General features: G+C 69.6%; 2 protein-coding genes. Both read right to left on the reverse strand.

Features of this window, described 5'->3' with window-relative positions; genetic code table 11:
- Positions 1-29 precede the first annotated feature (29 nt).
- Positions 30-2,849 carry a hypothetical protein gene (locus BUE42_RS12415; protein WP_073465423.1) on the reverse strand — a complete coding sequence of 940 codons (2,820 nt, stop codon included), beginning with the start codon at positions 2,847-2,849 and terminating at the stop codon, positions 30-32.
- An 81-nt stretch (positions 2,850-2,930) separates the two neighbouring features.
- Positions 2,931-13,010, reverse strand: a complete 10,080-nt coding sequence (locus BUE42_RS12420) for a hypothetical protein (RefSeq protein ID WP_073465424.1) — start codon at positions 13,008-13,010, stop codon at positions 2,931-2,933.
- Positions 13,011-13,077: the final 67 nt, after the last annotated feature.

Raw genomic sequence — 13,077 nt, forward strand, 5'->3', positions numbered from 1 at the left:
ATAGACCCGCGGGTTGACCGGCGGGGGATTTAAATCAACGGGCCGTTGCGCTGGGCGTCTTCGGCGAGCAGCCGGTGCTGCTCGGCGCTGAGGGCCGGGTTGGGCAGGTGGGCGGCCGGTGCCGAGGCGACCGCGGTCGCCGGGTGCGCGGCGTCATGCGCCAGTACCTCGCCGGCCGGGGCCGCCAACAACTCGTTCAACTGCACGGTCGGCGTCGAGAGCTTCTCCTTCGCGAACCACACATCCGCCATCTGGTGCTGCGAGCCGTCGCTCATCGTCACGCTCGACACCAACCCCAGCAGGTTTCCGTGGTCCACCTGGCTGCCCGTGAGCGCATGCAGGTCCAGCGACACCACACCCACGTCCGCCAGCGATTTCAGCTCGCCGGCATCCGTCTTGCCGTCGTGGTTCGCGTCGACCCATAGCCGCAGGTCCTTGAAAGCGGCATCGGCGGCGTTGATTGCGCCGTCGTGGTTGCCATCCAGCTGTGCCAGTGCGGCATAGCCGTTCGCCGCCCGCGTGCCGTCGGCCATCCGCGTGCCGATGCCGAACAGCTCACTGCCGTCGTTGATCACGCCGTCGTGGTTGCGGTCCAGCGCCAGCAGCGCCGAGCCTTCCGCGACCCAGCCGGTGCGCGACGCACTGCCGGTGGCCGCGATGTCGAAGCTCACGCCCTGGCTCGCCGCACTCGTGTGGATGCCGGTGCCGGCCAGGTCGAGCACGATCGGCGTCACCGACAGCAGCGCCGAGATCTGCGCGCCCGTCATCACGCCGAGATCTTCCGGCGTGATCGCGGCCACCTGCTGCAGCGACATCGCGGCGATGTCGGCCGTCTCCAGCGCCACCGTCTGCGCGGTCGTCAGCGCGGCGATGTGGTCGGTGCTCAACCCGGCGATCTGGTCGGTGCCCAGCGCCACGATTTGCGCCGTCGACAGTGCGGCGAACTGGTGGGTGCTCAAGACCCCGAGCTGGTCGCTGCCGAGGGCATGGAAGGCGGCGGTGCTGAGGGCCCGCAGGTCCTGCGTCTCCATCGCCGCCACCTGGGTGGCGTCGAGCCCGGCTGCCTGCGCGCTGGTCAATGCGGCGAACTGGGCGGAGCTCATCGCGACGATCTCGTCGGTCGTCAGCGCGGCAACGGCCGCGGCGCCGAGCGCCCGCACCGCGCCGCTGCTCAGCGCGGCCAGGTCGGCCGTCTCCAGCGCCGCCACCTGGGCCGGCGTCAGCGCCGCGGCCTGCGCGGTCGACAGCGCCGCGAACTGCGTGGTCGTCAGCGCGTTCAGGTAGTCGGTCGGCAGTGCTGCAAGCTGCGGACCGGTCAGCGATGCGATCTGCGCCGTCGTCAGCGCGGCGAACTGGTCCGAGCCGAGCGCCTCCATCTGCGCGGGCGTCAGCGCGCGGAACGCGGCCGAGCTCAGCGCGCGCAGGTCGGCGGTCTCCAGCGCCAGCATCTGATCCGTCGTCAGCGCGGCGGCCTGCGTCGCGGTGAGCGCCGCGGCCTGGGCCGTCGTCAGGGCGGCTATCTCGCCGGTCGTCAGCGCGGCGACCGAGGCCGCGCTCAGCGCCTTGATCGCCGCGGTGTTCAGCGCCGCCCAATCGGCCGTCTCAAGGCTCGCCACCTGGGTCGGCGACAAGGCCGCCACCTGCGCTGACGTCAGCGCGGCGAACTGCGCGGTGCCGAGCGCCTGCAGGTCGTCGCTGTTGAAAGAGGCCACCTGCGCCGGCGTCAGCGACGCGATCTGCGCGGTGGTCAGCACCGCCAGCTGTGTCGGGGTCAGCGCGTCGATCTGCGACGCGCTCAGTGCGCGGAACGCGGCCGAACTCAGCGCGCGCAGGTCGGCCGTCTCCAGCGCCGCGATCTGCGCGTCGCTCAATGCAGTGATCTGCGCCGAGCTCAGCGCCGCAGCCTGCGCGGTGGTCAATGCGGCGATCTCGTCCGTCGTCACCGCGGCCAGCGCCAGCGGGTCGATGCCGCGGATCGCGGCCGTCGACAACGCCGCCCAGTCGGCCGTGGGCAGCGCGGCCAGCTGTGCCGGGCTCAGCCCCGCGGCCTGCGCCGAGGTGAGGGCGGCGAACTGCTGTGTCGACATCTGCTGCAGGTCGTCGGTGCCGAGCGTCGCCACCTGCGCTGCTGTCAGCGCGGCGATCTGGGCGGTGCTCAACGCGCCGATCTGCGTCGGCAGCAGCCCGTCGAACTGCGTGGTCGTCAGCGCACCCAGCTGGGCCGTGCTCAACAGCGCGATCTGCGCGGTGGTCAAGGCATCGAGCTGCGCGGCCGACAGCCCGCGCAGCGCGGCCGTCGTCAGCGCGCGCAGGTCGGCGCTCTCCAGGTGCGAGATCTGCTGCGTGGTCAGCGCCGCGGCCTGCGCGCTGTTCAGCGCCGCGAACTCGGCGGTTGTCATCGCGTTCAGCGCCGCGGTCGCCAGCGCGGCGAGCGCGGCCGGCGACAGCGCGGCCACCTGCTGCGTGGTCAGCAGCACGATCTCCTGCGTCGTCAGCGCGGCCAGTTGCGCACTGCTCCAGCCGCGGATCGCCGCGGTGGTCAGCGCGCGCAGGTCGGCCGTCTCCAGGTTCGTGGCCTGCTGCGCGGTGATCGCGCCGGCCTGCACCGGCGTCAGCATGCCGAACTGCGCGGTCGTCAGCGCGTTCAGCTCGCTGGTCGTCATGCCGGCGATCTGCTGCGTCGTCAGCGCCTGCACCTGGGCGTCGGTGAGCCCGGTGGTGTTGGAGGTGGTGACCGGCGGCGCCGGCGTGGCCGACGCGCTCGCGGTGTTGCCGTCGGACGAGAACAGGTCCCGCCAGGCCGAAGGCAGCAGCTTGCCGACCAACCACTTGACGAAGCCGAATTTCATGCGGGCAGGGGGGCGGGTGACGGGCGTGAGCGCGCGGCACGCACTTCAGGGAGTGCGTGCCGCGCCATCATCGGTTGCCGCTCAGATCAGCGGGCCGATGTTCTTCAGGTGCTCTTCATCGGCCAGCAGCTTGTGGTCGATGTGCACCGCGGCGTGCGCCGTCGGTTGCGTCGCCGCCACCGTCGGGGCACTGCTGCCACCGGCCAGCACGTCGCTGGTCGGCGCGGCCAGCACGTCGGCCAGTTGCACCGGCAGTTCCTTGGCTGCCGCCGCATCGGTCGTCGGCGCCTTGCCGAACCACACGTCCGCCATGTCGTGCTTGGCGCCGTCCGCCGTCGTGTAGCTCGACACCAGGCCCAGCAGGTTGCCGTTCTGCACCGTCGCGCCGCTCGCGGCATGCAGGTCCAGAGAGACGATCCCGAAGTCGGCCAGGCCGTGCAGCTCGCCCTTCTCGGAGATGCCGTCCTGGTTGGCATCGACCCACACCTTCAGCTTGTCGAAGTTCACGTCCGCGGCGGTCAGCTTGCCGTCGTGGTTCGTGTCCTCGATCTTCATCGCTTCGTAACCGTTGCCGGCGCGGGTGCCGTCGGCCTTCACGGTCGCGACGCCGAACAGCTCGGTGCCGTCGTTGATCTTGCCGTCGCCGTTGCGGTCCATCACCAGGATGCCGTCGGTCGCGGCCGCCCAGCCCACCTTGTTGGCATGGCCGGTGGCGTTCAGGTCGAAGTTGACCCCGTGCGCCGCCGACACCGTCGAGACGCCGTCACCGTTCAGGTCCAGCACGATCGGCGAGGCCGCCATGAAGGCATCCAGCTGCGGCGACGACATCACCGCGATGTCCTGCCCTTCGAAGGCCGAGATCTGCGTCATCGACATCGCCGCGATGTCCTGGGTCTCCAGGGCCATCGTCTGCGTGGTCGTCAGCGCGATCACCTGGTCGGTCGTCAGCGAATGCACCTGGGCGGTCGTGAAGGCCGCGATCTGGGCACCGCTCAACGCCTGGAAGGTGTCGGTCGTGATGGCCTGGATCTGGTCGGTCGTCAGCGACTGGATCGCGGCCGTGCTCAGCGCATGGATGTCCGCGGTTTCCAGGTTGCCGATCTGCGTGGCCGTCAGCGACTGGATCTGCGCCGTGTTCATCACCAGGAACTGCGAGGCGGTGAACGCGTTCAGGTCGTCGGTCGCCAGGTGCGAGAGCTGCGAGGTCGTCAGGTTGCTCACCTGGCCGCCCAGCGACGACAGCTGCGTCGTGGTCAGTTCACCCAGTTGCGCATCCGTCAGGGCACGCAGCGAGGTCGAGGTCAGTGAGCGCAGGTCCTGCGTCTCGATCACCGAGATCTGGTCGGTCGTGATGCCGAGCACCTGGGTCGCCGACAGCGACGCGTAGTGCGCCGTGGTCAGGGCCTGCAGGTCATCGGTCGCCATCGTGCCGATCTGCGACGCGGTCAGCGAGGCCGACTGTGCCGTGGTCAGCGCCGCGAACTGCGTGCCCGTCAGCGCGTTCAGGTCGTCACTCGACAGGCTGGAGATCTGCGTCGTCGTCAGCGAAGCCACCTGGGCCGTCGTCAAGGCACCGAACTGGTCGGAACCCATCGCGTCCAGCTGCGCGGTGCTCAGCGAACGCAGTGCCGCGGTGCTCAGCGCACGCAGGTCGTCGGTCTGCAGGGCCGCCATCTGGTCGGACGTGAAGGACTGCACCTGGGCCGTCGAGAAGACCGCGAACTGGCTGGTGGTCAGCGCGTTCAGGTCATCGGTGGTCAGCGTGCCGACCTGGCTGGCCGACAGGGCCGCCACCTGGCCGGTGGTCAGGGCCGCCATCTGGTCGGAGGTCAACGCCTCCAGCTGGGCGGAGTCCAGCGCGCGGATCGCGTTGGTGCTCAGCGCGCGCAGGTCGGAAGACTCCAGGTTCGGCATCTGGTCGGTCGTCAGCGCATGCGCCTGGGCCGTGGTCAGTGCCGCGTACTGCGCCGTCGTCAGTGCACGCAGGTCGTCGGATTGCAGGCCGGCGATCTGGGTGACCGTCAGCGATGCCACCTGGGCCGTCGTCATCGCCGCGAACTGCGCGGTGCCGAAGGCGTTCAGGTCGTCGGTGACCAGGTTGCTCAGTTGCGCGGTCGTCAACGCCGTCACCTGGGCCACCGTGAGCTGGCCCATCTGGTCGGAGCTCAGCGCATCGATCTGCGCGGTGCTCATGTTGGCGATGGCCGAGGTGCTGAGGGCACGCAGGTCCGACGATTCCAGGTGCGGGATCTGGTCGGAGGTCAGCGAAGCCACCTGCGCGGTCGACAGGATCGCGAACTGCGTGGTGCTCAGCGCGTTCAGCGAGTCGGAGCTCAGCGACGACAGCTGGGTGGTCGTCAGCGCGCCCACTTGCGCCGTCGTCAGCGACGCGACCTGGTCCGAGGTCAGCGCAGCGAACTGGTCGCTGTTCAGGCCACGGATGCCGGCGGTGCTGATGGCACGCAGGTCAGCCGATTCCAGGTGCGGGATCTGGTCGCTGGTCAGCGCGCCGACTTGCGCGGTGCTGAGCGCAGCGTAGTGCGCCGTGGTCATCGCACGCAGGTCGTCGGTTTCCAGGCCAGCCACCTGGCCGACCGTCAGCGAAGCGACCTGGGCGGTCGACAGCGCGGCGAAGTCGGCGGTGTTCAGCGCGTTCAGGTCGGTGCTGGTCAGGTTGCTCAGCTGCGAGGTGGTCAGTGCGGCCACTTGCGCGGTCGTCAGCTGGCCCATCTGGTCCGAGGTCAGCGCATCGATCTGCGCCGTGGTCCAGTTGCGGATCGCGGCGGTGCTCAGGGCACGCAGGTCGGCCGATTCCAGCGTCGGGATCTGGTCGGTGGTCAGCGCGGCGGCCTGGGCGGTCGACAGCGTCGCGAACTGCGTCGTCGTCAGCGCGTTCAGGTCGTCGGTGCCCAGCTGCGACAGCTGGGTCGTCGTCAGCGCGGCCACTTGCGCGGTCGTCAGCGCGGCGAACTGGTCGCTGGTCAGCGAACCGAGCTGCGCCGAGTCGAGCTGGCGCAGCGCCGTCGTGCTGATCGCACGCAGGTCGCTGGATTCGAGGTTCGGCAGCTGGTCGGTCGTCAGTGCGGCGACTTGCGTGGTCGACAGCGCGGCGAAGTGCGCCGTCGTCATCGCACGCAGGTCGTCCGACTGCAGGCCGGCGATCTGGCCGGCCGTCAGCGATGCGACCTGGGCGGTCGACAGCGCGGCGAAGTCAGCCGTGTTCAGCGCGTTCAGGTCGTCGCTGACCAGGTTGCTCAGCTGGGCGGTCGTCAGGCCGGCGACTTGCGCGGTCGTCAGCTGGCCCATCTGGTCGGAGGTCAGCGCATCGATCTGCGCGGTGCTCCAGTTGCGGATCGCGGCGGTGCTCAAGGCGCGCAGGTCCGACGATTCGAGGTGCGGGATCTGGTCGGTCGTCAGCGACGCGGCTTGCGCGGTCGACAGGATCGCGAACTGGGCGGTGCTCAGTGCGTTCAGCGAGTCGGAGGTCAGCGACGACAGCTGGGTCGTCGTCAGCGCGGCGACTTGGGCGGTCGTCAGCGAAGCCACCTGGTCCGAGGTCAGCGCAGCGAACTGGTCGCTGTTCAGGCCGCGGATGCCGGCGGTGCTGATGGCACGCAGGTCAGCCGATTCCAGGTGCGGGATCTGGTCGCTGGTCAGCGCGCCGACTTGCGCGGTGCTGAGCGCGGCGAACTGCGCCGTCGTCATCGCACGCAGGTCGTCGGTCTCGAGGCCAGCCACCTGGCCGACCGTCAGCGCAGCGACCTGGGCGGTCGACAGCGCAGCGAAGTCCGCGGTGTTCAGCGCATTCAGGTCGGTGCTGGTCAGGTTGGCCAGCTGGGTGGTCGTCAGGCCGGCCACTTGCGCGGTCGTCAGCTGGCCCATCTGGTCGGAGCTCAGCGCGTTCAGCTGGTCGGTGTTCCACGAGCGCAGGGCAGCGGTGCTCAGCGCACGCAGGTCCGAAGACTCCAGGTGCGGGATCTGGTCGGTCGTCAGCGACGCGACTTGCGCGGTCGACAGGATCGCGAACTGGGTGGTGCTCAGTGCGTTCAGCGAGTCGGAGGTCAGCGAGGACAGCTGGGTCGTCGTCAGTGCGGCGACTTGCGCGGTCGTCAGCGAAGCCACTTGATCCGAGGTGAGGGCCGCGAACTGGTCGCTGTTCAGGCCGCGGATGCCGGCGGTGCTGATGGCACGCAGGTCAGCCGATTCCAGGTGCGGGATCTGGTCGCTGGTGAGGGCACCGACTTGCGCGGTCGACAGCGCGGCGAAGTGCGCCGTCGTCATTGCACGCAGGTCGTCGGTTTCCAGTCCGGCAATCTGGCTGACCTTCAGCGCGGCGACCTGGGCGGTCGTCAGCGCGGCGAAGTCAGCGGTGTTCAGCGCGTTCAGGTCCTCGGTCGTCAGGTTCGCCAGTTGGGTGGTCGTCAGGCCGGCCACTTGCGCGGTCGTCAGCTGGCCCATCTGGTCGGAGCTCAGCGCGTTCAGCTGGTCGGTGCTCCACGAACGCAGCGCCGCGGTGCTCAGCGTGCGCAGGTCGGACGATTCGAGCACCGGGATCTGGTCGGTGGTCAGCGACGCGACTTGCGTGGTCGACAGCGCGGCGTACTGCTGCGTCGTCAGCGCGCGCAGGTCGTCGCTGTTCAGCGTCGACAGCTGGGTGGTCGTCAGCGCGGCGACCTGGCCGGTCGTCAGTGCGCCGATCTGGCCCGAGTCGAGGGCGGCCAGCTGGTCGCTGTTCAGCGCGCGGATGGCCGTCGTGCTGATGGCGCGCAGGTCGGCCGATTCGAGGTTCGGGATCTGGTCGGTCGTCAACGCACCGACTTGCGCCGAGTTCATCGCGGCGTATTGCGCGGTGGTCAGGGCACGCAGGTCATCGGATTGCAGGCCGGCGATCTGGGTCGGCGTCAGCGACGCGACTTGCGCGGTGGACAGCGCAGCGAACTGCGCGGTGTTCATCGCGTTCAGGTCGTCGGTGACCAGGTTCGACAGCTGGGCGGTCGTCAGGCCGGCCACTTGCGCGGTCGTCAGCTGGCCCATCTGGTCGGAGCTCAGCGCGTCGATCTGCGCGGTGGTCCAGTTGCGCAGCGCGGCGGTGCTCAGCGAGCGCAGGTCCGACGACTCCAGGTGCGGGATCTGGTCGGTCGTCAGCGCAGCGGCCTGGGCGGTCGACAGGATCGCGAACTGGTTGGTCGTCAGCGCGTTCAGGTCATCGGAGCCGAGGCCGGCGAGTTGCGCCGGCGTCAGCGCAGCGACCTGGCCGGTCGTCAGCGCAGCGAACTGGTCGCTGGTCAAGGCACCGAGCTGGTCGGAGTTCAGCTGGCGCAGCGCGGCGGTGCTGATGGCGCGCAGGTCGGCGGATTCGAGGTTCGGCAGCTGGTCGGTGGTCAGCGCGGCGACTTGCGCGGTGTTCAGCGCGGCGTACTGGGCCGTCGTCAGGGCACGCAGGTCATCGGATTGCAGGCCGGCGATCTGCGTCGCGGTCAGGCCGGCGACTTGCGCGGTCGACAGCGCGACGAACTGCGCGGTGTTCATCGCGTTCAGGTCGTCGGTCACCAGGTTGCTCAGCTGGGCGGTCGTCAGGGCGGCCACTTGCGCGGTCGTCAGCTGGCCCATCTGGTCGGAGGTCAGTGCATCGACTTGCGCGGTGGTCCAGTTGCGGATCGCGGCGGTGCTCAGCGAGCGCAGGTCCGACGACTCCAGGTGCGGGATCTGGTCGGTCGTCAGCGCAGCGGCCTGGGCGGTCGACAGCGTCGCGAACTGGTTGGTCGTCAGCGCGTTCAGGTCGTCGGTGCCGAGCGTCGACAGCTGGGTCGTGGTCAGCGCGGCAATCTGGCCGGTCGTCAGCGCAGCGAACTGGTCGCTGGTCAGGGCGCCGAGCTGGCTGGAGTCGAGCTGGCGCAGCGCCGTCGTGCTGATCGCACGCAGGTCGGCTGATTCGAGGTTCGGCAGCTGGTCGGTCGTCAGCGCGGCGACCTGGGCGGTCGTCAGCGCTGCGAACTGGGCGGTGCTCAGTGCGCGCAGGTCATCGGATTGCAGGCCGGCGATCTGGGTCGGCGTCAGCGACGCGACCTGGGCGGTGGACAGCGCGGCGAACTGCGCGGTGTTCATCGCGTTCAGGTCGTCGGTGACCAGGTTCGACAGCTGGGCGGTCGTCAGGCCGGCGACTTGCGCGGTCGTCAGCTGGCCCATCTGGTCGGAGCTCAGCGCATCGACCTGCGCGGTGCTCCAGTTGCGGATCGCGGCGGTGCTCAGCGCACGCAGGTCCGACGATTCGAGGTGCGGGATCTGGTCGGTGGTCAGCGCGGCGGCCTGGGCGGTCGACAGGATCGCGAACTGGGCGGTGCTCAGCGCGTTCAGCGAGTCGGAGCTCAGCGAGGCCAGCTGGGTCGTCGTCAACGCGGCGACCTGGGCGGTCGTCAGCGAAGCCACCTGGTCCGAGGTCAGCGCAGCGAACTGGTCGCTGTTCAGGCCGCGGATGCCGGCGGTGCTGATGGCACGCAGGTCGGCGGATTCGAGGTGCGGGATCTGGTCGCTGGTGAGGGCGCCGACTTGCGCGGTGCTGAGCGCGGCGAACTGCGCCGTCGTCATCGCACGCAGGTCATCGGTCTCGAGGCCGGCCACCTGGCTGACCTTCAGCGCGGCGACCTGGGCGGTCGACAGCGCGGCGAAGTCGGCGGTGTTCAGCGCGTTCAGGTCTTCGGTCGTCAGGTTGGCGACCTGGGTGGTCGACAGCGCGGCAACCTGGGCCGTGCTCAGCGCGCCCATGTGGTCGGAGTTCAGCGCGGCCAGCTGGTCGCTGTTCAGCGCGCGGATCGCGGCGGTGCTCAGCGCACGCAGATCCTGCGTCTCCAGGTTCGACATCTGCGTCGTCGTGATGGCGGCGGCCTGGGCGGTCGTCATCGCGGCGAACTGCGCAGTGGTCAGCGCGTTCAGGTTGTTGGTGTTCAGGCCGTCGACCTGCGGCGTCGAGGTCAGCGCGGCGACCTGGGCGGTCGTCAGCTGGGCCATCTGGTCGGAGGTCAGCGCATTGATCTGGTCGGTGTTCAGCGCGCGGATCGCGGCGGTGCTGAGCGCGCGCAGGTCGGCCGATTCGAGGTTCGGGATCTGGTCGGTCGTCAGCGCGCCGACCTGGGCCGAGTTCATCGCGGCGTATTGCGCGGTGCTCAGCGCACGCAGGTCATCGGACACCAGTCCGGCGATCTGGGCGGTGGTCAGCGACGCGACCTGGGCGGTGGACAGCGCGGCGAACTGCGCGGTGTTCATCGCGTTCAGGTCGGCGGTGTTCAGGCTCGTCAGCTGGGTGGTGGTCAGGCCGGCCACTTGCGCGGTCGTCAACTGGCCCATCTGGTCGGAGCTCAGCGCGTCGATCTGGGCGGTGGTCCAGCTGCGCAGCGCGGCGGTGCTCAGCGTGCGCAGGTCCGACGATTCCAGGTGCGGGATCTGGTCGGTGGTCAGCGCGGCGGTCTGCGCGCTCGACATCGCGGTGAATTGCGCGGTGCTCAGTGCGTTCAGGTCGTCCGAGGCCAGCGAGGCGATCTGCGTGGTCGTCAGCGCGGCCACCTGCGTGGTCGTCAGCGACGCGATCTGGTCGGAGGTGAGGGCGGCGAACTGGTCGCTGTTGAGGCCGCGGATGCCGGCGGTGCTGATCGCACGCAGGTCCGAGGACTCGATGTTGGGCATCTGGTCGCTGGTCAGCGCGGCGACTTGCGCCGTCGTCATCGCGGCGTATTGCCCGGTGGTCAGCGCGCGCAGGTCATCGGATTGCAGGCCGGCGATCTGCGTCGGGGTCAGCGCGGCGACTTGCGCGGTCGACAGCGCGACGAACTGCGCGGTGTTCATCGCGTTCAGGTCGTCGGTGCTCAGGTTGGCCAGTTGGGACGTGGTCAGTGCGGCGACCTGGGCGGTCGTCAGCTGGCCCATCTGGTCGGAGGTCAGCGCGTCGACTTGCGCGGTGGTCCAGTTGCGCAGCGCGGCGGTGCTCAGCGCGCGCAGGTCGGACGATTCGAGCGTCGGGATCTGATCGGTGGTCAGCGAGGCGGCTTGCGCGGTCGACAGCGTCGCGAACTGCGTGGTCGTCAGCGCGTTCAGGTCGTCGGTGCCGAGGGTCGACAGCTGGGTCGTCGTCAGCGCGGCGACCTGGCCGGTGGTCAGCGCGGCCATCTGGTCGCTGGTCAGCGAGCCGAGCTGGTCGGAGTTCAGCTGGCGCAGCGCGGCGGTGCTGATGGCACGCAGGTCGCTCGATTCGAGGTTCGGGATCTGGTCGGTGGTCAGTGCGGCGACCTGGGCGGTCGTCAGCGCCGCGAACTGGGCGGTGCTCAGCGCACGCAGGTCATCGGACTGCAGGCCGGCGATCTGCGTCGGCGTCAGCGCGGCGACTTGCGCGGTGGACAGCGCGGCGAACTGGTTCGTCGTCAGCGCGTTCAGGTCGTCGGTGACCAGGTTGGCCAGCTGTGCGGTGGTCAGCGCAGCGACTTGCGAGGTCGTCAGCTGGGCCATCTGGTCGCTGGTCAGCGCGTCGACCTGGGCGGTGGTCCAGTTGCGGATCGCGGCGGTGCTCAGGGCACGCAGGTCCGACGATTCGAGGTGCGGGATCTGGTCGGAGGTCAGCGCGGCGGCCTGGGCCGTCGACAGCACGCCGAACTGCGTGGTGCTCAGCGCGTTCAGCGAATCGGAGGTCAGCGACGACAGCTGGCCGGTCGTCAGCGCGGAGATCTGGCCGGTGGTCAGCGAGCCGACCTGGTCGGAGGTCAGTGCGCCGAACTGGTCGCTGTTCAGGCCGCGGATGCCGGCGGTGCTGATGGCACGCAGGTCGGACGATTCGAGCTTCGGGATCTGGTCGCTGGTCAGCGCGCCGACTTGCGCGGTGGTCAGTGCAGCGTACTGGGCGGTGCTCAGGGCGCGCAGGTCATCGGATTGCAGTCCGGCGATCTGCGTCGGGGTCAGGGCCACGACTTGCGCGGTGGACAGTGCGGCGAATTGCGCGGTGTTCAGCGCGTTCAGGTCGTCGGTGGTCAGGTTGGCCAGTTGCGCGGTGGTCAGGCCGGCGACCTGGGCGGTCGTCAGCGCGCCCATCTGGTCGGAGGTCAGCGCGTCGATCTGCGCGGTGGTCCAGCCCTTCAGCGCGGCGGTGCTCAGCGCGCGCAGGTCGTTGGTTTCCAGCGTCGGGATCTGGTCGGTGGTCAGCGCAGCGGCCTGGGCGGTCGACAGCGCGGCGAACTGCGTGGTCGTCAGCGCGTTCAGGTCGTCGGTGCCCAGCGTCGACAGCTGGGTGGTCGTCAGCGCGGCGACCTGGCCGGTGGTGAGGGCGGCGAACTGGTCGCTGGTCAGCGAGCCGAGCTGGTCGGAATTGAGCTGGCGCAGCGCGGCGGTGCTGATCGCACGCAGGTCGCTGGATTCGAGGTTGGGCAGCTGGTCGGTCGTCAGCGCGGCGACCTGGGCGGTCGTCATCGCGGCGTACTGGGCGGTGCTCAGGGCACGCAGGTCATCGGACTGCAGGCCGGCGACTTGCGTCGGCGTCAGCGCCACGACTTGCGCGGTGGACAGCGCGGCGAACTGCGCGGTGTTCATCGCGTTCAGGTCGTCGGTGACCAGGTTGGCCAGCTGGGCGGTCGTCATGGCGGCCACCTGCGAGGTGGTCAGCTGGCCCATCTGGTCGGAGGTCAGCGCATCGATCTGCGCGGTCGACAGGTTGCGGATCGCGGCCGAGCTCAGCGAGCGCAGGTCCGACGATTCGAGCGTCGGGATCTGGTCGGAGGTCAGCGCCGCGGCCTGCGCGGTGGTCAGCGCGGCGAACTGGTTGGTCGTCAGCGCGTTCAGGTCGTCGGTGCCGAGGTGCGCGATCTGCGTGGTCGTCAGCGATGCGACCTGGGCGGTTGTCAGCGCGGCGAACTGGTCGGAGTTGAAAGCGCCCAGCTGGTCGGAGTTCAGTGCGCGCAGCGCGGTGGAGCTCAGCGCCCGCAGGTCTTGCGTCTCCATCACGGCGAGTTCGGCGGTGCCGATCGCGGAGATGTTGGTCGACGGGATCGCGGCGACCTGCGTCGTCGTCAGTGCCTGGAACTGCGCGGTGTTGAACGCGGCCCAGTCCTCGGTCGTCAGCCCGGCAATGGACTTCGTCGACAAGCCGGCGATCTGAGCGGTCGTCAGGAACTGAATGATGCTGGCCATGAAGGGCGTCCTTTGTGTGGAATTCGTTTGCGGGGTCGGTGGGTGTGCGTGCACCTGCTCCAAACCG

Source organism: Rhizobacter sp. OV335, assembly GCF_900142965.1.
Classification (GTDB): domain Bacteria; phylum Pseudomonadota; class Gammaproteobacteria; order Burkholderiales; family Burkholderiaceae_C; genus Rhizobacter.

What these genes read in the sequence shown, in the direction of transcription:
- BUE42_RS12415 (WP_073465423.1), bottom strand. Translation starts at nt 2,849, where the DNA reads ATGAAATTCGGCTTCGTCAAGTGGTTGGTCGGCAAGCTGCTGCCTTCG.
- BUE42_RS12420 (WP_073465424.1), bottom strand. Translation starts at nt 13,010, where the DNA reads ATGGCCAGCATCATTCAGTTCCTGACGACCGCTCAGATCGCCGGCTTG.